The organism is Streptomyces seoulensis (assembly GCF_004328625.1).
In the GTDB taxonomy this organism is placed as follows: Bacteria; Actinomycetota; Actinomycetes; order Streptomycetales; family Streptomycetaceae; genus Streptomyces; species Streptomyces seoulensis.
In genome coordinates this window covers 5,333,074-5,357,172 of the sequence record NZ_CP032229.1, presented here as the reverse complement: position 1 = coordinate 5,357,172, position 24,099 = coordinate 5,333,074, and the positions used below count along the sequence as shown (strand labels likewise).

The following is a 24,099-nucleotide window of genomic DNA, read 5'->3' as shown; positions in this document are numbered from 1 at the left end:
GGGGGCCTCAGTCGCCGAGGTGCTCCAGCTCTCCGCTCGCGCGGGCCACGAGTCCGTCGGCGCCGCACGCCTGGGCCAGGTCGAGACCCCGGGTGAGTTCGGCGCGCGAGCGGGCGAGGATGCCGTGTTCGACGCGGGCGGCGGCGTGCTCGTACTGGCAGGGTGACGCCTCCAGGTAGGCGACCGCCTTGGCGGCGAGGCGTTCGGCGCGCGGGCCGCTCTCCAGAGCGGCGGCGCAGCGCAGGGCCTCTCCTATGGCGGTGTCGGTGCCGAACCGCTCGGCCTGGCGGCGGGCGTCGGTGAGGAGGGTACGGGCCCGTTCCGGGTCGTGCGGGGCGAGAGCGCGGGCCAGGTCGACGGCCCACGGGGCGAGCACCGGGTTGTGGCCGCCCCGGGAGGCGGCGGCCTTCTCGGCCGCCTCCAGTTCGTTGATGCCCTCCTCGGTGCGGCCGACGGCGAGCAGCAGCCGTCCGCGTACGGAGCGGATGTCGGGCAGCACGATGGTGGACGGGTAGGGCGGGGCGAAGCCGTAATTCTCGGCGACGGTCCACGCCTGGGCGACATGGCCGCGGGCGAGCAGGGTGTCGACCAGGCCGCAGGTCGCCGACCAGTACAGCGGCAGGCCCCGGCCGACCCGCTCGGCCAGCCGGAGCGCCTCGCGCAGCGCGGCCTCGGCGTCCTGGAGCTTGCCCTGCCTGCGGTAGGCGAGGCCGAGGTAGGCGTTGGCCAGCGAGAGGTGGCCGCCGTGCCAGCCGGCCCGGGTGTAGGCGCGCAGGGCCTCGGAGAAGAGGCTCTCGGCGCGGTCGAGCCGGTCGGTGTGGGCGTAGGCGCTGCCGAGCATCATCAGCAGTTCGACGCCCCACTCGTCGTCGGTCCAGCCGAGGCCGGGCGCGAGGCGGCCGTTGACCAGGGCGCGGTCGCACAGCTCGACCACCTGCTCGGCGTTCTCGCCGTGGGTCATGGCGTCGAAGCCGCGCAGGATCAGCAGGGCGCGCTCGGAGTTGTCGCGTCCGGCGCAGGTGGCGGCGAGTTCGGCCAGGCGCCGGGAGCGTTCCGGGGAGACGGTCTCGCCGTGCACGGCCTCCCAGGTGAACTGCACGGCCTGGAGCCGCATCCGCACCGGGCCCGGCGCGTGCCGGTTGGCCTCGGCCTCCACGGTGCGGACGGCCTCCTCCAACTGGTCGTTGTGCAGGAGGGCTTGGGAGAGCCGGATGGAGGCGTCCACGCGCTGGGCGCTGTCGAGTCCGGGGGCGGCGAGGGCGTCGCGGAGGTGCTCGATGGTGAGCGCGGGTGCCGACAGCAGCCTGGCGCGGCCGAGTTCGTACAGCACCTGGGCCCGCACTTCGGGCAACGGGGGTTCCTTCAGGGCGCGTTCGAGGCAGGAGCAGGCGGCGTCGGGCGCGCCGACGGCGAGGTGTTCGCGGGCGGCCTCGCGCAGTTGCTCGACCAGGGTCTCGTCGCCCTCGGGGTGCACCTTGAGCAGGTGCCTGGCGGCCTCGGCGGCGCTGCGGCCGGTCTCGGTGACGATGTTGGCGGCGATGCCGTGCATGGCGGTGCGCATCGCGTCCGTGATGGAGTCGTAGACCGCGGAGGCGATCAGCGGGTGCACGAACTCCACCGCGGTGTCCTGCGGTTGGGGCGCGGCCGGGTCGGGCGCGACCTCGGCGAGGATACGGGCGCCGCAGAGCAGCTCGGCGCAGCGGGCGGCGGTGCCGGCGTCCATCATGGCGAGCCGGGCGACGAGGCCGACCGGACTGCCGGTGCCGAGGATGGCGGCCGCCCAGGCGAACTTGGTCGGCTCGACGCCGAGTTCGCGCAGCCGGCTGACGAGTCCGCCGCCGCGCGCGGAGCGGTTGAGGTCGCGCAGTTCGGCGGCGCGGTCCTCGCTGGGCTGGAGTTCGCGGTCGCGGACCTTGGCGAGGAGTTCCACGGTGTCGTAGGCGTTGCCGCCGGTGACGGCCCAGACCTCGCGGCAGAACGGGTCGTCGGCCTGCGGGCCGACGGTGGCGCGGGTGAGTCCGGCGGTGGCCTCCGGGGTGAGCGCGCTGAGGTTGGTGACGGGACGCCCGGTGGCGGCGATGTCCTCCAGCAGGCGGGCGCTCTCGCCCCGGGCCTCGCCGGGCCTGCGGGCGACCACCACGAGCACGGGCAGGTCGGCCATGCGCTGGGCGAAGGCGGCGAGCCAGCGCAGCGTCTCCAGGTCGGCCCAGTGGGCGTCGTCGATCAGGAGGACCAGCGGGTAGGCGCGGGCGGCGAGGCGGCGCACCGCGTAGACGAGTCCGTCGCACACGTAGCTCGGGTCGGGGCTGCCCTCGCCGGGTTCCACGATGCCGAGGGCGGGGCCGGAGATGTCGTACCAGGAGGCGAGGTGTTCGCGGGTCTCGTCCGGGGTGAGGGTGGCGAGCGCGGGCTGGAGGAGCTGGCGCAGGACGTGGAACGGGACGGACTCCAGGGTCTCGCCCGCGCGGGCCGACCAGACCACGCAGCCCCGGCGTTCGGCGACCCGGCGTATCTCGGCGAGCAGGGCGGTCTTGCCGAGTCCGGCCTCGCCGCGGAAGAGGAGGAGGCTGCCGGCGGACGACTGGTCGGCGCACAGCAGCTCGATCGCCTCGGTGACGGTGGCGATCTCCGCTTCCCGCTCCCACAGGTAGCCCGAGGCGACCGCCTGTGGCCGCTCCTCCGTCATCCCGTTACCTCCACAGGTAGTCCGAACGGCGTACGAAGAACGAGCGTAGCCGCCCGAACGGGCCATTGGCGCCTGCTCCGGGCAGGTGTTGCCCCGCTGGGTGAGCCGGGTTCCGGCCCGGCTGACGAACACCCCACCCGACCGGCCGGTTTGTGCCTTTGTATCCGTCAACTCTGTTCAGCTGAGCACTTATTGACCACGATTCCGATAAACCTCTGAATCGGTACGGCCCTGCGGCGTGCCCCGTCGGCGGGGTGCTCTCATCCGGCTTTCACCGACTCCTCATACGGTATGCCCATGACGCAGGTGACTCCTCCCGGCTGGTATCCCGACCCCGGACAGACGCACGACGCCCCGCCCACCGAACGCTGGTGGGACGGCAACGCCTGGACGGCCGAGGTCCGTCCGGCCGGGACGGCCCAGGCCGCTCCCCCGCCCGCCTACCCTCCGTACGCCTACGGCGGGTACCCCGCCCAGCCCCCGGCCGGGAACCGGCGCGCGCTGCGCACCGGGATAGCCGTCGCGGCGGCGGCCGCGGTGCTGGCGTGCGTCGGGGTCGGCGTGTACGCGCTGGCCAAGGACCCCGGCGGCGGCGACCGGGCCGGCTCGCGGCCCCGGCAGGGACAGGAGCCCCGGCAGGAGGGACCGGGCGGACCTCGAAAGTCGCCGTCCCCCGACCGGTCGGCCGCGCCCAAGGTGCGCGGCGGCGGCACCCTGCCGGACCCGGTCAACGGGATCAGCATGCCGGTGCCGGAGGGCTGGACCGGGCAGGCGTTCGCCATCGGCGCCCAGGTGACCTCGGACAAGTCCTACAAGTGCCCCGGCGACACCTCCAAGAACTGCACGGCGGGCGGCGCGTACTCGGCGCCGGCCCGCGCTCTGGGCACGCGCGGCGAGACGGCCGAGGCGGTCGCCAAGGCGGATGTCGCGGCGGGCGCCGAGGAGTCGTACAGCGGGAACTCCTACGGCGGCATCACCTCGCACCAGGTGCTGGCCTCGCGGGCGGTGACGGTGGCCGGGCAGAAGGGCTATCTGGTGCGCTGGAAGGCGGTCACCCGCAAGGGCGCCGACGGGTATGTGGAGTCGGCCGCCTTCCCCTCGCCCGCCGATCCGAGCCGGATGCTGGTGGTGCGCTTCGGGCTGGACGTGGGGCAGTCCACGGGGGTGATGGACGAGATCCTCAAGGGGATCAAGGTGTCGTCCGGCGGGGGGAACGGCCAGGACGTCTGAGCCCGGCCCGCCATACAAGTGCGCTGAAGAAGTCCGGGCCGGGCGGAATTCCCCTCCGCTCAAGGGGAACCCCGCCCGGCCTGGGCGTGCGCCGCCCCCGTCCCCACGGTGCGGCGCGTCCAGGTCACCGTTCAGTCATCCCGTGAACGGCGGCCTGGGGTCTGTTCCGGCCTACTCGGCCGTGTCTCTCGGCAGACCGAGCGCGGGAAGCACGACGGCCTCCACGAACCCGGCCAGGTAGTCGGAGTCGGCGTACTGCCCGCACAGCACGGGACGTACGCGCAGGACGCCGAACATCATCGCCGGTACGTACTCCAGCGCGGGGTGGCCCGCCGGGACCTCGCCCCGCGCCACGCCCCGCTCCAGCATCTCCTGGAGCGCGGCGATCTCCGGGTGGACCAGCGCCTCGCGCAGCGCCTCGGCCAGCTCCCGGTCGTCGGTGACGGCGTGCCCGAGGGACTGGAGCAGCCGGGTGTCCTTGCCCGACCAGTCCCCCGCCGCCCGCGCGGCCTGGCGCAGGTCCTCGGTGAGGGAACCGGTGTCAATCCCGGCGAACCGTACCTTGCGGCTGGCGCGCAGCGCGGCGGCGACGAACTGGGGCTTGGTCTTCCACTGCCGGTAGAGCGTGGACTTGCTGCACCGGGTGCTGGCGGCGACGCCCTCCATGGTGACGGACTCGTAGCCGCAGTGGCGGATCTGGTCGAGCACGGCGTCGAAGAACTCCTGCTCACGCTCGGGCGTGAGCTTGGAGCGGCGCGAGGCGACGACCGTCTCCGGTTCGTCCGCGGCCTGCGACGTCATACCTGGCTTCCCCTCACTCGTCCCCGGCGTGTGCTGCCCGATCCCAGTGTGTCGCACTGTACCGATACGCCAGTGTACCGGTACTCGACCGTATCGGTACACTGGCGTATCGGTACGGAAACGTATCGCTGAGTTCGGAAGCCGTCCGGACCCAGCACGCACCACCGTCAGTGAAGGGGGCCGGGGGATGAACGCCCGATCCGAGCCCGCCGGAACGGAACCGGACTCAACGCTCCGGCCTCCGCTTCTGCGGGAGTTCCTGCTCGTCGCGGGACTCTTCTTGGTCTACAAGCTCGGGCGACAGATCGCGGGCGGCCACACCTCGGACGCCTTCCGCGACGCCCACCGGGTCTGGCACCTGGAGCGCGCCGTCCATCTGCCCGCCGAGACGGACGTCCAGTCCGCGCTGCTGCACGGCGACACCCTGGTCCACCTGGCGAACACCTACTACGCCACCGTGCACTTCCCGGCCACCGTCGCCTTCCTGGTCTGGCTGTATCTGCGCCGCCCCGCCCACTACGTCTGGGCCCGCCGGGTCCTGGCGCTGGTGACGAGCGCGGCGCTGGTGCTGGCGTTCACCTTCCCGCTGGCCCCGCCGAGGATGCTGAGCGGCACCGGCCTGCTGGACACGGCCCGGATATACGGCCCCTCGGTGTACGGGCCGCCGTCGAGCGACCACCTCTCCAACCAGTTCGCCGCGATGCCCTCGCTGCACTTCGGCTGGGCGCTGATGGTGGCCGTCGGCCTGATCGCCGCGACCCGGTCCCGCTGGCGCCGGCTGTGGCTGCTGCACCCGCTGATCACCCTGGCGGTGATCGTGGGCACCGCCAACCACTACTGGCTGGACTCGATCGTGGCGACGGCCCTGCTGGTCACCGCGCTGGCCGTGGTCCCCTCCCCGCACCGCACGGCGGGCCCGGGAAGCGCGGGCACCCCCCGCCTCCGGCTCCTCCCGCAGGACACCGCGCTCGCGGGACCGGCCCGATGAGCGGCGCGCTGCTGGTCGCCGTCGGCCTGTCCCTGATATCGGCCGTCGCCTACGCCTCGGCGGCCGTCGCGCAGGAGCGCCTCGCCTCCCGGAACCTCGGCGCGGGCCTGCTGCGGATGCTGAGCACCGGCGCCTGGTGGTCGGCGGTCGGCCTGAACGCGGGCGCCGCCCTGCTGCACGTCGTCGCCCTGCGGTACGGCCCGCTCACCGTGGTCCAGCCGCTCGGCGCCCTCACGCTGGTCGCGGCGGTGCCGCTCGGCGCACGGGCGGCCGGCCGCCGGGTCACCGCGCTGGAGTGGCGCGGTACGGCGCTGACGCTGCTCGGTCTCGGCGCGCTGCTGATGGCGGCCTCCGGTCCGGCGCCGGTGCGGGCGCTGAGCCTGCCCTCGGCGCTGGCGGTCGCCGCGACGACCCTCGCCGTGATCGGCGCCCTGAGCCGTCCCGGCGCCCGGCCGGGCCTCAGGCACGCGACCGCGTCCGGGTTCGCCTCGGGTGTCGCCTCCGCACTCACCCAGACCGCGACGGTGGCGGCCACCGAGGGCACCGGCCCGGCGCTGAGCCCGCTGGTGATCGTGGTCGCGGTGCTGGTGGCCGCGTTCGCCACGGGTGGCCTGCTGCTGTCGCAGACGGCCTACCGGGGCGGGCTCGGCGCCCCGCTCGCGGTGGTCACCCTGGCCAACCCGCTGGCCGCCTCGGTCATCGGCCTGACCCTGCTCGGCCAGGGCCTCCACGGCGGCGTCGTCGGCATCCTGCTGGCCCTCGCCGGGGCGGCCTTCGCGGCCTGGGGCGTGGTCCTGCTGACCCGCGCGACCCCGGCCGCCGCACCCGTACCCGCGCCCGCGCCGGGACCGGACGACGACGAGCATCCGGTGGCGGCGGTGCTGGCGCTGGAGCCGGGCACGGCGACGCGGGAGCCGAGGCTGACCCGGCGGCGGTCGAGGCCACGACGGCTGACGCGGCTGTAGACGCGAAGGGGCGGCCGGCGCTCGAAGCGCCGGCCGCCCCTACCCATGTACGGCCTTGTCAGCCCAGGCCGCGCGAGTCCTGCTTCAGCGCGGTGTCCACGGTGAGCGCGGTCGCCACGACGAGGCTGCGCAGCGGCTCGGGCAGCGGGCGGTGGATCTGGAGGACGTAGTTGTCCGCCGTGGTGAACAGCGTCTTCGCCAGACCTTCCCAGGTCTTGGTGATCCGGGCGATCTCGGTGCCCGCGTCGTCCACGATGGCGAAGTTCCAGGCCCGCCAGTTCTCCGCCTTGATCGCGCCGACCTGCCGGCCGTCCACGTTCATCGCGAAGTTGATCTTGCCGATCATGTTCCGCTGGACGATCTCACCGACCGGCGAACCGTCCGGACGGGCCACCAGCACCCGCGACTTGAAGATCTTCGCGGGACGGGTGAGCAGCAGCTGCGGCTGCCCCGTGGTGTCCCGGATCTCCAGCCGGTGGGTGAGGAACTGGTCCCAGCTGGAGACGAACCGCAGGATCTTGCGGAGCACACCCTGCCCGACCTCGACCACCGCACCGAGTTCACGGCCGTTCTGGTCCATGACCTTGTACTCGTTGGTCAGCTCGATGAGCTTGGCCTTCTGGTTCACCACGAGCACGGGCTCGGTGAAGAGAGTGCCGCCGGGCGTACCGTCCGCGTCGGGGTACGAGCCTGCGGGAATGTTCGATTGCGTGGTCACCGGGGCACCTTACCGTGGCTTGATCCGTACCTGACCATTCTGTTCCTGGACCGGGATATTCCGGTCCGGGCGGTCGGCGAGGAGGGCGCGGGTCAGCTCCTCGACCAGCGCACGACGCTCCTTCTCGCGCCGCACCCGGGACTGGGCCAGCTCGTGCTCGGCGACCTCCCGCTCGTCCGCGGTACGGGCGCGCAGCAGGGCCAGTTCGGTGCGCCGCCGCTCCCGCGCCTGCTCCTCGTCCGCCCGGCGATCGGCCTCCCGCTCGCGCCGGGCGCCGGCCAGGTGGTCGTGCAGGGCGATGTCGTAGGCGCTGACCCCGGCCATGAACTTCACCAGGACCGGCAGGGAGTCGAACACGAGCAGCAGCAGATGGAGGACGATGGCGAAATAGCAGGGGTAGAACGCGCTCGTCATCACGGCCCAGAGCGCCTCGGCGCGGTCGAGCAGTCCGGTGTCGCGCAAGTCCCGCGCCTTGTCGGCGCGTTCGGCCCGCGCCTTCTCCATCACCTTGGCGCGGTACTCCTCGGTGGACTGCTTCATCCGGTCGGTGAGGGTGTCCATCCGGTTGCGCAGCGCCGTCGCCTTGGCGCGTTCGGTGTCGATGTCGTTGCCCGAGCTGTAAGCGGCGGCCTGCCTGCGGGCGATCTCGCACTGCTCGGTGACGTCCCGACCGCCGGGCACGCGCTTGTAGTTCTTCTTGGAGCACAGCTCGTTGGAGACGGCGTCCAGCTTCGCCTGCCGTCGGTCGACCTCGGCGACATGCCGGGTGAGCTTCCCCAACTGCGCCTCGACGGCGTCGATCTGGTTCTTGAGCGCCACCGGAGCGCCACGCACCCCGAGTTGGTACTCGGCGCAGCCCGCCCGGCTCAGGGTGGTCGTGCCGTCGACCGGATTGCAGGCCAGCAGACGGCCGTAGTACGTCTCGACCGCGCGGTCCCGGCCCTCGGTCAGGTACTTGTCCATCTCGGGGGCGAACACCTGGAACAACAGGGGCTCGGCCAGGGCCAGTCCGATCAGGACGGACAGCAGGAGGCGCGGCAGCAGGGCCCGGTTGCGGGACCGGCCGGTCTTGCCGTGGGTGCTGGACACCAGCCAGCTGTCGACGAGGAAGACGAAGGCCGTCCACACCGCCCCGCCCGCCACCATGGCCCACACCGACGCGCCTTGCAGCAGCGCGTCCAGGGCCACCGCCGCCGAGATCCCGCCCAGCAGCGCGGTGGCCAGCACCAGGCCGCCGTATCGGGTGTAGACGGGGCGCTCGGACGGGACGGTGTCGAGGACCGGTTCGTGGACGCCTATGCCGGCGCGCAGGAGGCGGCCGGGGCCGCGGGTGCCCGGGTCAGTCGCCATATTCCTCCCTCCCCGCGGGACCGACGTCGTAGGGGTCGTGCTCGTCCTCCGGGTACCGCTCGCCGTCGGCGGAGTCCCGTGCGCCGCCGCTCGCGGTCCCGGAAGGGGACGCGTCCGTGGTGGCCTCCGCCGGAGGAACGTCGGGGGTGGGCTCGCCGGCCTCGACCTCGGTGCGGACATCGCCGGAGACGCTGTCCAGGGTGCCGCCGAGCAGTTCCTCCAGCAGTCGCTGCATGTCGATGGGCATGGTCGCGGTGTGGCCCTCGTGGACGAGCCGCTTGTACAGCTCGAACTTCATCTCCTGGCGGCGATCGACCCGTTGCCGGTCGTCGCGCTCCTTGCGCAGGGCGTCCTCGCGGCGCTGCTGGTCGCGCCGCTGCCGCTCCTCGCGGTTGGCCTCCAGCTCCCGCGCCTTCTCCTGCCGCTTCACCTCCCAGCGGCGGTCGGCCCGCTCGGTCTCGATGCGCAGGTCCTCGCGCAGCAGCTTGTCCAGCCGTTCCTGAAGGGCTCGCTGGGTCTCGTTCCGGCGCTCCTCGGCATCCCGCACGTCCCGCTCGGCGCTGCCCAGCCGGTCGGCGAGCTGCTCGGCCGTCAGCTCCTTGCGCCGGTAGGCCCGCCACAGGGCGAAGCGGGAGCCGAACCGCTCCTCCTGGCCGACGTCGAGCGCCTCCTGCTCGCGTTCGTACGCGGCCCGCTGCTCGGCGAGGTTCAGCTCGGCCTCCTGCTCGCGCCGCTGGAGTTCCTCCTGGTGCTGCTGGGTCAGCAGGGCGAGTTCCTGCTCGTGCTCCTGCTTCCGCCGGGTGCGCTCCTGGACGACCGCCTGCTCCACGGCGTCCCGCTGCCGCGTGAACTCCAGTTCCGCCAACTGCTGCTGGAGTTGACGCAGTTGCCCCGGGCTGAGCAGGTCGACGCTGACCAGCTCGACCGCCATGCCGGGCAGCCGGGGCGGCTGGGTGAGGGCGTGGGCGGTGACGTTGGCGCAGATCCGCTTCCCGGCCTCGGCGAGCTGCGCGTCCCCGTGGGGCACGTACTCCCCGGCCAGCGCCGGGCATCCCTGAAGGTAGGAGACGAGGGCGGTGGAGGCGTCGGACGGTCCGCCCTCGCGCATCAGCTCCACGGCGTCCTCGGCCGTGCAGCGGAAGCGGACGCGTACGGCGCAGTCGGTGCCGTCGGCCGAGGGCACGGTGATCATGGCTTCCACCGGCACGTCCCGGCGCCGGTCGACCACGGCCACGGAGGTGGCCCGTACCGCCGTCTCCGAGCGGAGGTCGAGGTCGCCGTGGCTCTCCACCCAGTCCTCCCCCACCCGGTACACGGCGACCTGGTGCGGTTCGAGGCGGGGCAGCTCCGAGCGCTCGCGCCGGGCGGTGCCCATGCCGCGCCAGCCACGGGCGGCCGGTGGTTCCAGGGTCCGGGTCGTGACGACCGGATACGGTGCGGGCGAGGCGTCGCTCATCTGAACACCTTTCATCACTTGCACAGTTCGACCAGCAGGGCACGGATCGCGTCCTGCGGTTGCTTCTTGGCGGTGAGCCGCCTCAGGTCCATGCACAGGGCGCGCCGCGCCCTCGGATCGGGCATCCGCTCGCGCAGACCACGGCCGAGAGCGCGGCCCATGTCCACGGGCGAATCGGTGAGCGTCGAGAGTGCGCCGAGATGGTCGGCGAACGCCTTGACGGCCATGGGGCGGAGAGGCCAGTAGCAGAAGGCCCTGGCCCACAGGGTCAGGAGCGCACTCCCCCGAGCGGGCCGCAGCACGAAGTGGCGCAGCGCGACGGGCCTGCCGGAGGCGTCCCGGATGCTGAGGATCATCACCACGACCTCGTAGGTCAGCGTCTTCAGCGGGAAGCGGCCGGACCTGCTCGTGTGCTTGTCCAGCCGGTAGGTGAGCAGGCCCAGCACCCTCGACGTGTCCTCGTCGTGGAACACGAGCAGCGCGAAGAGGTTCGCCAGCGCGGCGGCGGCCAGACCCTGACCGTTCTCGTTGGCGATGAGGTGCCACAGCCACTTCACGGCGTCGGTGGGGAACCGCACTCCGAGCCAGCCGCTGAAGGCCAGCGCGGCGGTGCCCCGCAGCTCGGGCGACGTGGAGCGTGCCCAGCCGCGTGCGATGTCGAGGGCGGTGGTGTCCAGTCCCAGGTCGCTCTGGCACATGTACCAGAGCACGTAGACGGCCATGGCCTGTCCCCGTTGCCCCGCCTGCCCCTGGGCCCAGGGCATCAGGTACTTGCCGAGGACCTCCTCGAAGTCCTTGGTGGCGAGCATCGCCAGCCCCGCGGCCAGGGACACCTCGAACTCGTCACCGGAGACGGTGCCCGGCGGGCAGGGCGCGTCCGGCTCGCTGAGCACGCCGCTGAGCCACTTCTGCACGCCGTTCCAGAACTCGGAGCCGAAGAGCGAGCACAGCACGATGAACACCCAGCGCCGGTGCGAAGGGGCGGCGAACTCCACGACCTCGCGCACGACCGCGCCCACCGGGACCTGCCGCAGGGTCAGCAGCTCGATGTCCAGCATGGCCCGGCGGCTGTCGTACAGCGCGGACTCGGCGCCGTTCACGTGCTTCCCGGTGAGATCGTTCCCCTTCTGCGCGGCGCCGGAGGCGACCGGTACGGAGACGGCGTTGGTCGTGCCGCCCGCCGCCGACCGCGCGAACTGGCGGCCCACATGGCCGTCGAGCAGCGCGAACAGCTCCTCGCAGGCACGGATGCCGTTGCCGGCGGCGAAGGCCACCGTGGTGACCTGGAGGACCTCCCGCATCGTGCGGCCGGGCGCGTGGAACCAGCGGCGCACGGTGTCGTAGGTGCCGGTGTCGTAGTCGTTCCACACCTCCTCCGGGGCGCCGCCCGCGCAGATGCCGTCGGCGACCTCGGCGGCCTTGGCGACAGGGCAGTTGACCCGGATCAGCTTGACCGCCTCGGCGATCGTCTCCTCGGCGACCCCGCCGAGCCGCAGCCTGAGGCGGAGCACCTGCTCGGTGGCGGGAGCGGCCCAGGGCACATGGCTGACCGCCGTGGGGAGCCGGCGTTCCAGCCGGGGCCGGGTGGTGACGACCAGATGGGCGTCACTGTCGTGGACGCGTTCCTGCACCCTGCGCCAGGCGAAGTCGGCCTGCGCGTCGTTGAGGGAGCCGTCGTGGACGCGGTCCAGCACCACATAGCCGTTCCCCGCGTCGAAGCGGCGGTCCGCGAGCTGGTCGAGGGTGCTGTCCGGGGAGAGCACGATCACCCGGCCGTCTCCGGCCATCGCCTTCTTCAGCAGGGCGACGGCGCCCGAGCGCCGCCCGGTCCCGGACTCGCCGGTCAGGGTCACCACATGATCCGCGCGGAGGGCGGCGAGGGCGTCCGCGAACGCTTCGGGCTCCGCGTAACGTTCGAGCAGCCCGGTGATCTCCTCGGGCCGCATGGGCCCGGTGGCCCTGCCCATCGGGACGGCAGCGGCGCCCGCGATCCCGGTCACCCCGCCCCGGCCGACGTTGCCGTACAGGTACTGGTTGACCGTGGTGTAGGTGGAGTGGAGCGCGGACACCTGCTCGTCGGCCTCGGCGGGGGCCCGGGTTTTTGAGGTGTCCACCGGTTCCGGGCCCGGTACCTCCCGGGCGCCGGGCTGCGCGGATTCCGGGATTCCCGGCTCTCGGGGGGTATCACCCGTCTCCCGAGTCCCAGCGGTCGCGGAATTCCCGGCCGGTGCCTCCGTATCGCGTACCGGGTGCGCGGATTCCCTTTTATCGGCGCCCTGGACTTTATCCATGCCGGGTTCTCTCTCGGCTCCCGGTGTTTTCCAGGTTCCGGCGGCGGGCGGAATGGAGCTGTTCACTTCCCCGTCCGGGGCCGGCCCGGACGGCGGGTTCCCGGGGGACGGGACGGCACTGTTCATGGGCGGTACTGATTCATGATGCCGATGACAGGACCGTGCACCGGGGCTTCGAAAACCATTTCGGAGTGCTGGCCGGGTACGGGCGTCCGCGCCGGGGCGTCGGCCCGCGCGGGCGCCGGAGCGGGGGCCGCGGGAGGCTCGTCGCCGCCCGGCAGCGGGAGCGCGTGCACGTCCCCGCCCGGCACCCTGATCCACACCGCGTCGTCGAACTCCTTGGACCGCACCCGGAACTCGCGGAACTCCTCGGCGCGCAGGGTGGTGTACGCGCCGCCGATCACGGTGTGGAAGACCTCGCGGGAGACCGCCGTGGCCAGCATCGCGGCCGGGCTGAGCCGCAGCGCCTCCCGCAGCGGCCGGCAGTCCAGGATGCGGGCGGTCTCCACCGCGCCCCGGTCGGAGAAGCCGCCGCGCGCCGGGACGGCCACCCCGTAGTGGAACGCGGCCCGCAGCCGCAGCCGGGCCCCGGCCTCGCGGCCGTCGTTGACATCGCGCAGACCGGAGTCCAGGTGGCGGACGAAGTCGTCCACGAGCACCGGCTCGGACTCGTCGGCGCCCAGCACGCTGAAGGCGGAGTCCCCCGCGAGCTGCGTCTGCCACGCCTCCCGCTCGAAGCCGACCTCCACGGCCGCCTGACCCAGCACCTGGTGGATGGCTTCCTGCATCCAGTGCTGACGCCTCGGATGGCTCCGGCCGTACCCTTCCGCGTCCACCGAGAAGAGGGGGCGGCGCGAGAATCCTTTCATTCGATTCATGTTCTATTCCTTCGGAAACGTGATCGAATCCCGCACGTCGGAACGCCTCGATCGAGATGGGGCAAGCAGCATTGCATTCCCGCCCATCGACGGATACCTCTGTTGCGAAAACGAGACAGAAACAGCCTCGGGTCCGGTGTTGTTTCGACCGCCACGGAATATGTCGTATCAGCCGGCGCGACCCGGAACCCCGTACAAATACGGGATGCGGGCTCCTTTCCCGGAACCCGTCGAATTAGGTGGTGGCTTCCGCCCCAGCGCGCGTTACTGGTCGCACCCCGGCTCGGGGCTCGCGCGTCACCGAGGAGACGGCATGAACCACCAGGCGCAGGACGGACCGCAGGACGCGGCCGTGATGCTGACCTCACTCCAGACCACCCACCAGCTCGCCGACGGCAAGGCCGGGGTGCTCGCCGGGGTGCAGGCCGCCCTGGTGGTCTCCTTCGGACCCTGGGTGCGTACAGCGCGCTCGGCCTGGGCGCAGCACGCGGCGAGCGGGGTGCTGCTGGACACGCTGGTGGTGCTGTTCGCGGTGGCCTTCGTGACCGGCGTGGGGTGCCTGGCGCTGGTGCTGCGGCCCCGGCTGTGGCGCCCGGCCTCCTTCAACCGGTTCAGCGTGCGCGCCCTGTCGCGCACCGCGCCCACGCCGATCGCACAGCCCGGCCCGCAGAGTGCGGAGCTGTGGGAGGCGTGCCGGTTCATGGCGGCGATCACCGTGACCAAGTGCCGTTACGCGGCCGGCGCCATCGCGTGCACGGCGGCGATGGCCATCACGGCCGGCCTCTGTGTGCTGCTGCGGGCGTTCACCGGCTGACGGGGCCGGGTCAGTCGAGGTCCGAGGGCAGCAGCCGGGCCTCCTCGCGCAGCAGGTCCAGGTCGAGGACGGTGGTGGTGCGGTAACCGGTGGCGATCAGCTCGGCGTCCCGCAGCTCCTTGAGCGCCTTGTGCACGGTCGGCTCGGCCGCTCCGGTGAGGGCCGCCAACTCCGGCTGGGTGAGGGTGAATCCGAGTTCCACCCCGTCCCGGCCGGGCCGTCCGTGGCTCGCCGCGAGGTCGACCAGGATGCGGGCCAGCCGCTCCTTCACGTTGTAACCGCGGAACTCCAGGCGCCGGTTGTTGGCCCAGCGCAGCCGCTCCGAGACGATGCCGGTCAGCTCCAGGGCGGCGTCGGGGCGGCGGAGCAGGAAGGCGCGCAGGGTCTCGTGGGGCACGGCCCGCGCGGTGACCGGGCCGCAGGCGGTGACGGTGGCCGTGCGCGGCATGTCGCCGACCGCCGCCATCTCGCCGATGATGTCGCCGCCCAGCCGGATCGCCAGCAGCGACTCCCGCCCGTTCTGCGCGGTCGCGGTGACCTTGGTGAAGCCGGTGAGCAGCAGCAGGGTGTGCCGGTCGGTGTCGCCCTGGCGGACCAGCAGGTCCCTGGCGCCGAAGCGGCGCGGACGCCCGAGTGTCAGCAGATCCCCGAGCGCGGCCTCGGTGAGCCGGCCGAGGTAGCTGCCGCGCGGCCAGTTGGACTCGGGGTCCGCGTCCCGTGAAGCTGCGTAGGTCACGACACGACGATAGGCGTTCAGCCGACAATCGGCACGGTTCCGGACACACCGGAACCCGCTCCCCCGTTTGGGGAGCGGGCCGGTATGGGGGCTGTCAGGAGGTCTGGTACGCCTCCACCTCGCTGAACTGGGCCGCCGGCCAGCCGGTGTTGGCGGTGACGGTCAGGCGGAGGTGGCGCAGGCTGGTGCCGCTGGGGAGGGAGACGGTGACGGTGTTGCCGCTCGCCGGATCGAAGCGGTAGCCCTTGGCGGCGGACAGGGTGGTGAAGTTCGAGCCGTCGGTGCTGCCCTGGACGGCGATGGTCTGGGTACGGGCGCCCCAGGCCGAGGACGGGGGCAGCTTGAGGACGACGCGGCGCACCGGGTAGGCGGAGCCGAGGTCGGACGTCCAGGACTGCGGGAAGGCGTTGTTGGCCGACTCCCAGTACGTGTTGGCGTCCCCGTCGGCCGCCTTGCCGGGCGTGTAGACGTCCTGGGAGCCGGTCGCGGTGGCAGGACGGCCCTTGGCCAGGTTGCGGCCCGGGTCGGGGTCGGGGTTGCCCTGGCCGGGCTGGGGCCAGGTCGAGCAGTCCGCCCAGGTGCTGTTCCAGCCGGAGTTGCCGCCGCCGTCGGTGAGCGCGAAGGAGCCGGAGTTCGCCGGGTAGGGGCAGTTGTAGATCCCGGCGACGCCCACCTGGGTGGCGGTGACGTTCTTGAAGGTGGCCGCGCCCTGCGCCTCGGCCTGCACGACCACGGTCCCGGTGTTCTTCACCGTCGCTCCGGTCACGTTGACGTTGCGCACCGGGTAGCCCTGTCCGCCGCCGGAGACGAACTCGAAGGCGGAGTACGGGCTGTCGGTGATCGTGGTGTCGGTGATGTTGACCGTGGCGTTGATGGCGCTGTCGTAGGAGTCGACGCGCAGCGCGCCCATCGGGTGGTTCCAGTTGGGGTTGACGGCGCCCGTGCGGACCAGGGTGTTGCCCGAGACGGTGATGGTGCCGGCCAGCGGGGAGAAGGGGTCCAGGAACTTCTGGTTGGAGATGGCGATCCCGCTGCCGAGGGCGTTGGTGTCGGAGACCAGGTTGTTCTTCACCGAGATGTCGGTGCCGCCGTAGATGGCGATGCCGTTGGCGAGGTTGGGCTGCGAGATGGTGTTGTTCTCGAAGCTGGAGTTGCTGTCGGGGCCGTTGAGGGACCACATGGCGAGGGAGTCGTCGCCCTGGTTGCGCAGGAAGTTGTTGCTGACGCGGACCCCTCGGGCGTTGCCGTTGAGGTTGAGGCCGTCGGCGGTGGTGTCGAGGATGCGGTTGTTCTCCACGACCAGGTTGTCGTTGTCGCCCGTCAGCCACAGGCCGACCTTCATGTGCTGGACCCACATGCCGGACACCGACGAGTTGGGGCCGAGCGAGCCGTTGACGAAGTTGTCCGGGCTGGAGTCGACACGCTCGGTGACCTCGCCGATCACCGCGAAGTCCCGCAGGTTGACCTTGCCGGAGGAGCTGGACTGGTCGATGAAGCGGGAGGTGTGCACGACCGAGTACCAGTGCCCCGCGCCGCGCAGCGTCACGTTCTGCACCCCGCTCAGCGAGGACGTGATCCGGTAGTCGCCCGGCGGAATCCACACCGTGCCGCCCTGCGCGGCCGCGATCGCGTCGCGGAACGCCTGGGTGGAGTCGCCACCGCCACTGGGATCGGCGCCCTTGGAGACGACGGACACCGAACCGGCGGGCTGGGTTGCTGCGGCCGCGGCCTGCTCGAAGTCGGCCACGTCCACCGTGACTTGGGTGCCGGTGGACTCGAAGGCGACCTTGTCACCCGCCTGGACGTTCTGTCCGAGCAGGAGGCGGGCGTTGTCGAAGAAGTGGTGGCTCTTCGCCCCGGCGATCCAACTGGTGTCGACATAGCTGTACTTGGATGTCACGGGAAGCGTCTTGGCGATCCGGGCGCCGTTCACGTACACCGCGAGCGCGCCGGACTGGCCGTCCGGGACGCTGTAGGAGACGTTCACCGCGTTGGCCGCGCGCGGCACGGTGAACTCCACGCGCTGACCGGAGTTGAGGCGTACCGCCTGCCGTCCGGACGCCTCGGAGGCGAGGCTGCCCTGGGTGTAGTCGGGGCCGATCTTGGTGCCGGTCGTGGACGCGGACTCGGCCTCGACCGAGGTGAACGGGAGGGCGGCGCCGGAGGCGGCCTGCGCGGCCGGGGCCAGGGCGAGGGTCATGCCCGCGGCGAGGGCGACGGCCGCGCAGAGGGCGGGCAGGCTCTTGAGGTGTCGGGCGGTGCTGCTGTGCATGTGCTGATCCCTTCAGGGGTGGGGGCGCCGGGGATAGCAGGTGCGGAGGTGGGACGGTTCAGGCGCGCAGCCAGACCGCCGTGTCCTGCGGCAGCCGGCCCGACTCGTCCAAGGGGCCGCTGCTTAGCAGGAGTTCGGAGTGCGCGGGCAGTTCGGTGGGGGTGGCGGCGAGGTTCACCACGCACAGGGCGCCGTCGGCGCGGGCGAAGGCGAGAACGCCCTCGGGGGCGGGCAGCCAGGTCAGCGGGCCCTCGCCGAACGCGGGACGGGCGGCGAGCGCCTCCCGGTACAGGGTGAGCATGGAGTGCGGGTCGCGCTCCTGCCGGTCGGCCGCGTACTCCGCCCAGCCCGCCGGCTGCGGCAGCCAGGGCTCCCCGCGCGAGCCGAAGCCGGCGTACGGGGCGTCGGCGGACCAGGGCAGCGGGACCCGGCAGCCGTCGCGGCCGGGGTCGGTGCCGCCGGAGCGGTGGTGCATCGGGTCCTCGATCCGGTCCACCGGGATGTCCGCCTCGGGCAGGCCCAGCTCCTCCCCCTGGTACAGGTAGACCGAGCCGGGCAGGGCGAGGGAGAGCAGGGCGGCGGCGCGGGCGCGGCGGGTGCCGAGCGCGAGGTCGGTGGGGGTGCCGAACGCCTTGGCGGCGAAGTCGAAGCCGGTGTCGGCGCGACCGTACCGGGTGACCGTGCGGGTGATGTCGTGGTTGCACAGCACCCAGGTGGCGGGAGCGCCCACCGGGGCGTGCTCGGCGAGGGTGGAGTCGATGGCGGCGCGCAGCCGGTCCGCGTCCCAAGGACACGACAGGAAAGCGAAGTTGAAGGCGGTGTGCAGTTCGTCGGGGCGGAGGTAGCGGGCGAAGCGCTCGGCGTCGGGGAGCCAGACCTCGCCGACGAACACCCCGCCGTACTCGTCGGCGACCGCGCGCCAGGAGCGGTACACGTCGTGGAGTTCGTCGCGGTCGACGAAGGGGTGCGGGTCGGGGGCACCGGCGAGGTCGGGCAGGTCGGGGTCCTTGGCGAGCAGGGCGGCGGAGTCGATGCGGACGCCCTCGACACCGCGCTCGAACCAGAAGCGCAGGATGTCCTCGTGCTCACGGTGGACGGCCGGGTGGGCCCAGTTGAGGTCGGGCTGCTCGGGGGTGAACAGGTGCAGGTACCAGTCGCCGTCGGGCAGCCGGGTCCACACCGGTTCGGTGGAGCCGACGAACTGCGACGGCCAGTCGTTGGGGGGGAGTTCACCGTCCTGGCCGCGTCCGGGGCGGAAGTGGAACAGGTCGCGCTCCGGGCTGCCGGGGCCGGCCGCGAGCGCGGCCCGGAACCAGGGGTGCTGGTCGGAGACGTGGTTGGGCACGATGTCGACGATGGTGCGGATGCCCCGCTCACGGGCCTCCGCGATGAGCTTCTCGGCCTCGGCGAGGGTGCCGAAGGCGGGGTCGACGGTGCGGTAGTCGGCGACGTCGTAGCCGCCGTCCTTCATCGGGGACAGGTACCAGGGGTTGAACCACAGTGCGTCCACGCCGAGTTCGGCGAGGTAGGGCAGCCGGGCGCGGACCCCGGCGAGGTCTCCGGTGCCGTCGCCGTCGCCGTCCGCGAAGCTGCGTACGTACACCTGGTAGATGACGGCCGAGCGCCACCAGTCGGCCTGCCTGCGGGCATGGCTGGGCTGTGCCACGGTGCGTGCCCTTTCTGTCGAGTGTGTCGAGGGGGCCGGGTCAGCCCTTGGTGCTGCCCGCGCTGATCCCGGCGATGATGTGCCGCTGGAACACGAGGAAGAGCGCCACCATGGGGATGCTGGCGATCACCATGGCCGCGACGAGCACGGTGAGCTGAATGTTCTGCGACAACTGGACGAGCGCCACACTGATCGGCTGCTTGTCGGTGTCGGAGAAGACCATCAGCGGCCAGAGGAAGTCCTGCCAGACGGCGACCAGCGCGAAGATGGAGACCACACCGAGCACCGGCCGGGACATGGGCAGCACGACCGACCACAGGGTGCGCAGCTTCCCCGCGCCGTCGATCTCGGCGGCCTCCAGCACATCGCGGGGCAGCTGGTCGAAGAACCGCTTGAGCAGGTACAGGTTGAAGGCGTTGGCGACGGCCGGCAGCCAGATGCCGAGCGGGTCGTTGAGCAGGCTGGTGTGGATCAGCGGCAGGTCGGCCGCGGTCAGGTACTTCGGTACGACGAGCGCCTGCGCCGGGACCATCAGGGTGGCGAGGATGCCGCCGAGGATCACGTTGCCGAAGGCGGGCTTCAGCTTGGACAGCGCGTACGCGGCGGCCGTGCAGAACACGAGCTGGAAGGCCCAGGCACCGGCCGCCTGCACCACGGTGTTCCACAGGTGCTGCGGGAGCTGCATCAGGTCCCAGGCGTCGGTGTAGCCGTCCAGGTGCCAGTGCTCGGGGACGAGCGTGGGCGGGGTCCGGGCGATCTCGTCCGGGGACTTCATCGCGCCGGACGCCATCCAGTACACCGGGAACAGGAAGGCGAGCGCGAAGAGGACGACGACGGACCCGAAGACCGTCCAGTAGATGGCCTTTCCGCGCGGGCGGGCGAGGGTGGCCGGGGAGATGAGGGTACGGGTGCTCATGCGTCGCCCTCCGTGCGGGTGAGCCGCAGGTACAGGGCGGAGAAGGCGCCGAGCAGCACCAGCAGCATCACGCTGAGGGCACAGGCCCCGCCGAAGTCGTTGTAGAGGAAGGCGTACTTGTAGATCAGGTAGAGCACGGTGACGGTCGCGCTCTCCGGGCCGCCGCCGGTGATCACGAACGGCTCGGTGAACACCTGCATGGTGGCGATGATCTGAAGGAGCATCAGCATCAGGATCACGAACCGGGTCTGCGGGACCGTGACGTGCCGGATGCGCTGGAGCAGGTTGGCCCCGTCGAGTTCGGCGGCCTCGTACAGCTCGCCGGGGATGGACTGGAGGGCGGCGAGGTAGATGAGGACGGTGCCGCCGAGGTTGGCCCAGGTGGCCACGATCACCAGGGAGACCAGCGCGGTGTCGGTGCCGTTGGACCAGTTCGAGGTGGGCAGGTGCAGGGCGCGCAGCGTCTCGTTGGCGAGGCCGGCCCCGGGGTCGTAGAACCACTTCCACAGCAGGGCGCTGACCACCGGCGGGATCATCACCGGGAGGTAGACCACGACCCGGAAGAACGCCTTGGCGTGCCGGAGTTCGTTGAGGACGAGGGCGAGCACGAAGGGGACGGCGAAGCCGACGAGGAGGGCGAGCAGGGTGAAGGTGAGGGTGTTGCGCCAGGCCGCGCCGAACTCCGGATCGTGCAGCACCCGGCGGAAGTTGGCGGTGCCGATCCACTCGGGCGCGGAGCCCGGGGTGTAGCGCTGGAAGGCGATGACGACGGCGCGGATCGCCGGGTACCAGGAGAACAGGGCGAAGCAGATCAGACCGCCGAGGAGGAAGCCGTAGGCGCGGACCTGGTCGACGAGGGCCCGGCGGCCCCGGCCGCCGCCCGCCGGGGCGGGGGGCGGGGCCGGGGGCGTGGCGGCCGTGGGCAGCCGCTCGGCCGTCTTGGTCATGGTGGTCAGCCCCGGGCCAGGATGCTGTCGATCTTGCCGCCGGCGTCCTTGAGGAGCTGGTCGACGTCCGCGTCCTTCTTGGTGAGGACGGCGGAGACGACGCCGTCGAGCACCGAGTAGATCTGCTGGGCGTGCGGAGGCTCGATCTTCATCTCCAGGCTCTGGTTGCCGTCCAGGAAGGACTGGTAGTTCTCCACCGGGACGTTGGCGTTGGCCTTCTTGACCTGCTGGTCCTTGGCGTCGGCGGCGCCGGTGAACAGGCGCGGCTCGGGCAGGCCGACCGGTGCGTCGTTCTTCTTGGCGCGGGCGTAGTCGCCGAGGAAGCCGGCTCCGGGGGTGAGGAACATGTGGTCGAGCCACTTGAGGCCGGCGCGGATCTGGGCGGGGCTGGCCTTCTTGTTGAACATGTAGCCGTCGCCGCCGATGAGCGTGCCCTTGCCGCCGGGCATCGGGGCGAGCGCCAGGTCCTTGTACGAGCCGCCCTTCTCCTTGACCAGGATCGGGATGTTGTCCGGCGCCGAGAGGTACATGCCGAGCTTGCCCGAACCCATCATCTGCTGGGCGTCGTTGATGACCAGGAGCTGCTTGCTGCCCATGGAGTCGTCCGTCCAGCGCATGTCGTGCAGGTTCCGCAGCACCGCCTTGCCCTCGGAGGTGTCGACGGTGGCCTTCTTGCCGTCGGCGCTGACGACGTCGCCGCCCTGGGAGTACAGCTCGGCGGTGAAGTGCCAGCCGCCCTGGTTCTGGGCGCTGTAGTCGGCGTATCCCACGGTGCCGTCGCCGAGTCCGGCGATCTTCTTGGCGGCGGCGCGGACCTCGTCCCAGGTGGCCGGGGGCTTGTCGGGGTCCAGGCCGGCCTTCTTGAACAGGGCGCGGTTGTAGATCAGGCCCATCGAGTAGCCGGTGCGCGGGATGCCGTAGACCTTGCCGTCGACGGTGTAGATGTCCCGGAGCTGCTTCTGGAGGGTGCCGTAGCTCTTGAGTTCCTTGACGTACGGCGTGAGGTCGGCGGCCTGGTGGATGTCGACCACATGCCGGGCGTCGGTGAAGTAGGTGTAGAACACGTCCTCCATCTGACCGCCGGCGAGCTTCGCGTCGAAGGTCTTGGGGTCCTGGCAGGGGAACGCGTCGTGCGCGACCACGTCGATGTCCGGGTGGGTCTTCTCGAAGGAGGCGGTGTCCTCGTCGAAGAACCGGCGGTCGACCTTGGCGCTTTTCGGCGGTTCGCAGTTGACGGTGATGCGGGTCTTGCCGCCCGCGGAGCTGTCGTCGCCCTCACCGCAGGCTGCTGCGGTGAGGGCGAGCGAGGAACAGACGCCGATCGCGGCGACGGTGCGGCGGAACCCGGTGCTTCTCATCGGTGGACCCCTCAAGGCAGGAGCGGTGGGCGCCGCACACTCAAGCACCGACGACACCTGGCCGCAAGATGTCGCGCAGAATCTGTAATTATTTGACAGACGAACGGCTCTCCGCTGCGCTCAGTCGCGCGGCGCTTGCGCGGTGGAGCCCCGGACCACCAGCTCGGGCTCGAACAGCAGCTCCTCGGCGGGGACGGCGGTGCCGCCGATCTGCGCGTTCAGCAGCTCCACGGCGGCCCGGCCCATCGCCTCGATGGGCTGGCGGACGGTGGTGAGCGGGGGCTCGGTGCAGTTCATGAACGCCGAGTCGTCGTAGCCGACCACCGAGATCTGGCCCGGCACGTCGAGTCCCTTGCGCCGGGCGGCCCGCACCGCGCCGAGGGCGAGCGGGTCGCTGGCGCAGATGATGCCGGTGACACCCCGGTCGATGAGCCGGGAGGCGGCCGCGTGGCCGCCCTCGATGGAGAAGATGGCGCGGGCCACGTGGGCGTCGGGCAGATCGCCGGCCAGCGCGCGGGCGGCGGCGAGCTTGCGGGCGGAGGGCACGTGGTCGCCGGGGCCGAGGACCAGGCCGATGCGCTCGTGGCCGAGGGAGGCGAGGTGGCGCCACGCCTGCTCCACGGCCACCGTGTCGTCGCAGGAGACGGCCGGGAAACCGAGGTGCTCTATGGCCGCGTTGACCAGCACGACCGGGATGCTGCGGTCGGCGAGCCGGCGGTAGTGGTCGTGCGGGGCGTCGGCCTGCGCGTACAGCCCGCCGGCGAAGACGACGCCGGAGACCTGCTGCTGGAGTAGGAGTTCGACGTAGTCCGCCTCCGAGACTCCGCCCTTGGTCTGGGTGCACAGCACCGGGGTCAGCCCGAGCTGGGCGAGCGCGCCGCCGATGACCTCGGCGAACGCCGGGAAGATCGGGTTCTGGAGTTCCGGCAGGACCAGGCCGACCAGGCGGGCGCGCTCCCCGCGCAGCTGGGTGGGGCGCTCGTAGCCCAGTACGTCCAGAGCGGTGAGGACCGACTGCCGGGTGGCGTCGGAGACTCCGGGCTTGCCGTTGAGCACCCGGCTGACCGTGGCCTCGCTGACCCCGACCTTCTTCGCCACTTCCGCAAGTCGTCGCGTCATGAGCGCAAGGGTAGCGCAAGCTACGCAAGCAGCTTGCGTAAAAGATGTGCGGGTGCGGATGACCCGGCGCCGTCGATGACCTGAACACCGACGGGGCCGGGCCAGGTCTAGGGGGTGGGGACGACCATCAGGTGGGCGCGCCGGGCGGTGGCGGAGGGCTGCCGGGGGATCATCGTCAGGCGGCGGTGGCCCAGGTCGCGCAGCAGCGGCGGGGTCTCGTCCACGACCCGGCACTCGGTGGTGCCCCGGCGCGGGTCGGGGTGGTGCAGCAGGCGTACGGCGCCGTCGAGCCGGGCCGCGCGCTCGCCGACCGTGTGTATCCAGTACGGCAGGCCCTGCCGGTAGGCGGCATCCATGATCGGGTCGTGGGCCACGTCCCGGCGTATCGCCTGGAGTTCGTGGTCGTGGCCGTAGCCCTCCATCGCGGTCTTGAGCTGGGCCAGCATCGGCAGGCACCAGCCCGGCTCGTGCTCGCCGAGTACCCGGCCGGCGTCGGGGTGGAAGAGGACGAAGCGCAGGAAGTTGTCGCCGGGCATCGCGGTGGGGTGGTGCCGGACCTCCCCGAAGAGGGCGGCGAAGGCGTCGTTGGCCAGAATGACGTTCCAGCGGTGGTCGACCACGAGCGAGGGGAACGGGGCAGCCTCCACCACGGCGGCGTAGTCGTCCAGATACTCCCGCGCCTCACAGCTCTCGGGGACGGACCGGGATACCGGCCGTCGCCCTCCCGCCTGATGTGCCATCGGGTGGTCACCCCTCTTGCCCTGGCCGCCTGCACGCGGCGCTGCGATCCTGCTGCTCCGACGAGAGCCGTGTCAACTATCGTGGCATTTCATGCCGGTTGACGGCTGAAATTCGCCACAGTTGTGGCGAGACCTGGATGCGAGTTCGAACCACGGGCTACTCTCCGG

General features: G+C 71.8%; 19 protein-coding genes. 4 read left to right on the top strand and 15 right to left on the bottom strand.

The annotated features are described in order from the left end of the window. Positions 1-7 precede the first annotated feature (7 nt). Positions 8-2,686, bottom strand: a complete 2,679-nt coding sequence (locus tag D0Z67_RS24545) for an ATP-binding protein (protein ID WP_031183584.1) — start codon at positions 2,684-2,686, stop codon at positions 8-10. Between the two features lie 297 nt (positions 2,687-2,983). Between D0Z67_RS24545 and D0Z67_RS24540 the strand changes: the two genes are divergently transcribed. Then, positions 2,984-3,916 (top strand): DUF2510 domain-containing protein, encoded by a 933-nt coding sequence (locus D0Z67_RS24540; RefSeq protein WP_031183583.1) that lies wholly within the window; start codon positions 2,984-2,986, stop codon positions 3,914-3,916. 171 nt (positions 3,917-4,087) lie between these two features. Here the strand turns inward: D0Z67_RS24540 and D0Z67_RS24535 are convergent, their stop codons facing one another. Beyond that, complete coding sequence (locus D0Z67_RS24535; RefSeq protein ID WP_031183582.1) at positions 4,088-4,717, bottom strand: TetR/AcrR family transcriptional regulator; 630 nt, start codon at positions 4,715-4,717, stop codon at positions 4,088-4,090. Between the two features lie 187 nt (positions 4,718-4,904). Here D0Z67_RS24535 and D0Z67_RS24530 point away from each other — a divergent pair, with 187 nt between their 5' ends. Further along, entirely contained in the window at positions 4,905-5,705 is an 801-nt protein-coding gene (locus tag D0Z67_RS24530; RefSeq protein WP_031183581.1) for a phosphatase PAP2 family protein, read from the top strand. Next, positions 5,702-6,670, top strand: coding sequence for a DMT family protein (locus D0Z67_RS24525; RefSeq protein WP_031183580.1), 969 nt, complete (start codon positions 5,702-5,704; stop codon positions 6,668-6,670). The genes D0Z67_RS24530 and D0Z67_RS24525 overlap by 4 nt, the downstream gene beginning before the upstream one ends. A gap of 58 nt (positions 6,671-6,728) precedes the next feature. On the opposite strand, the gene D0Z67_RS24520 is transcribed toward D0Z67_RS24525, so the two are convergent. The 5 genes from D0Z67_RS24520 to D0Z67_RS24505 all read right to left on the bottom strand — a co-directional run bounded on the left by D0Z67_RS24520 (position 6,729) and on the right by D0Z67_RS24505 (position 13,363). Continuing rightward, the gene (locus D0Z67_RS24520) at positions 6,729-7,388 is read right to left on the bottom strand and encodes an LURP-one-related/scramblase family protein (RefSeq protein ID WP_051888142.1); all 660 of its coding nucleotides are present in this window, start codon (positions 7,386-7,388) and stop codon (positions 6,729-6,731) included. 9 nt (positions 7,389-7,397) lie between these two features. Continuing rightward, entirely contained in the window at positions 7,398-8,738 is a 1,341-nt protein-coding gene (locus D0Z67_RS24515) for a DUF4407 domain-containing protein (protein WP_031183578.1), read from the bottom strand. Continuing rightward, positions 8,728-10,194, bottom strand: coding sequence for a hypothetical protein (locus D0Z67_RS29760; RefSeq protein ID WP_031183577.1), 1,467 nt, complete (start codon positions 10,192-10,194; stop codon positions 8,728-8,730). The genes D0Z67_RS24515 and D0Z67_RS29760 overlap by 11 nt, the downstream gene beginning before the upstream one ends. 14 nt (positions 10,195-10,208) lie before the next feature. Further along, complete coding sequence (locus D0Z67_RS24510; protein WP_031183576.1) at positions 10,209-12,308, bottom strand: hypothetical protein; 2,100 nt, start codon at positions 12,306-12,308, stop codon at positions 10,209-10,211. A gap of 299 nt (positions 12,309-12,607) precedes the next feature. Beyond that, on the bottom strand, positions 12,608-13,363 hold the full coding sequence (locus D0Z67_RS24505) for a hypothetical protein (protein ID WP_131589705.1): 756 nt from the start codon (positions 13,361-13,363) through the stop codon (positions 12,608-12,610). A gap of 313 nt (positions 13,364-13,676) precedes the next feature. On the opposite strand from D0Z67_RS24505, the gene D0Z67_RS24500 reads away from it, so the two are divergent. After that, positions 13,677-14,177: a Pycsar system effector family protein gene (locus D0Z67_RS24500; RefSeq protein ID WP_031183574.1), complete on the top strand. Its 501-nt coding sequence runs from the start codon at positions 13,677-13,679 to the stop codon at positions 14,175-14,177. A gap of 10 nt (positions 14,178-14,187) precedes the next feature. Here D0Z67_RS24500 and D0Z67_RS24495 read toward each other — a convergent pair whose 3' ends face one another. From D0Z67_RS24495 to D0Z67_RS24460, 8 genes are all read right to left on the bottom strand, one after another. Further along, positions 14,188-14,913 carry a Crp/Fnr family transcriptional regulator gene (locus tag D0Z67_RS24495; RefSeq protein WP_031183573.1) on the bottom strand — a complete coding sequence of 242 codons (726 nt, stop codon included), beginning with the start codon at positions 14,911-14,913 and terminating at the stop codon, positions 14,188-14,190. 94 nt (positions 14,914-15,007) lie between these two features. Continuing rightward, a complete protein-coding gene (locus tag D0Z67_RS24490) occupies positions 15,008-17,185 on the bottom strand; it encodes a discoidin domain-containing protein (protein ID WP_031183572.1) in 2,178 nt (725 codons plus the stop codon). Positions 17,186-17,243: 58 nt separating this feature from the next. Then, positions 17,244-18,851: a glycoside hydrolase family 13 protein gene (locus D0Z67_RS24485; RefSeq protein ID WP_031183571.1), complete on the bottom strand. Its 1,608-nt coding sequence runs from the start codon at positions 18,849-18,851 to the stop codon at positions 17,244-17,246. 40 nt (positions 18,852-18,891) lie between these two features. Next, positions 18,892-19,767: a carbohydrate ABC transporter permease gene (locus tag D0Z67_RS24480; protein ID WP_031183570.1), complete on the bottom strand. Its 876-nt coding sequence runs from the start codon at positions 19,765-19,767 to the stop codon at positions 18,892-18,894. Further along, a complete protein-coding gene (locus D0Z67_RS24475; RefSeq protein WP_031183569.1) occupies positions 19,764-20,714 on the bottom strand; it encodes a carbohydrate ABC transporter permease in 951 nt (316 codons plus the stop codon). The genes D0Z67_RS24480 and D0Z67_RS24475 overlap by 4 nt, the downstream gene beginning before the upstream one ends. Before the next feature lie 5 nt (positions 20,715-20,719). Continuing rightward, entirely contained in the window at positions 20,720-22,072 is a 1,353-nt protein-coding gene (locus D0Z67_RS24470) for an ABC transporter substrate-binding protein (protein ID WP_031183568.1), read from the bottom strand. Positions 22,073-22,192: 120 nt separating this feature from the next. Continuing rightward, the gene (locus D0Z67_RS24465; protein WP_031183567.1) at positions 22,193-23,191 is read right to left on the bottom strand and encodes a LacI family DNA-binding transcriptional regulator; all 999 of its coding nucleotides are present in this window, start codon (positions 23,189-23,191) and stop codon (positions 22,193-22,195) included. Positions 23,192-23,298: 107 nt separating this feature from the next. Next, positions 23,299-23,931 (bottom strand): MmyB family transcriptional regulator, encoded by a 633-nt coding sequence (locus D0Z67_RS24460; protein ID WP_031183566.1) that lies wholly within the window; start codon positions 23,929-23,931, stop codon positions 23,299-23,301. Positions 23,932-24,099 lie beyond the last annotated feature (168 nt).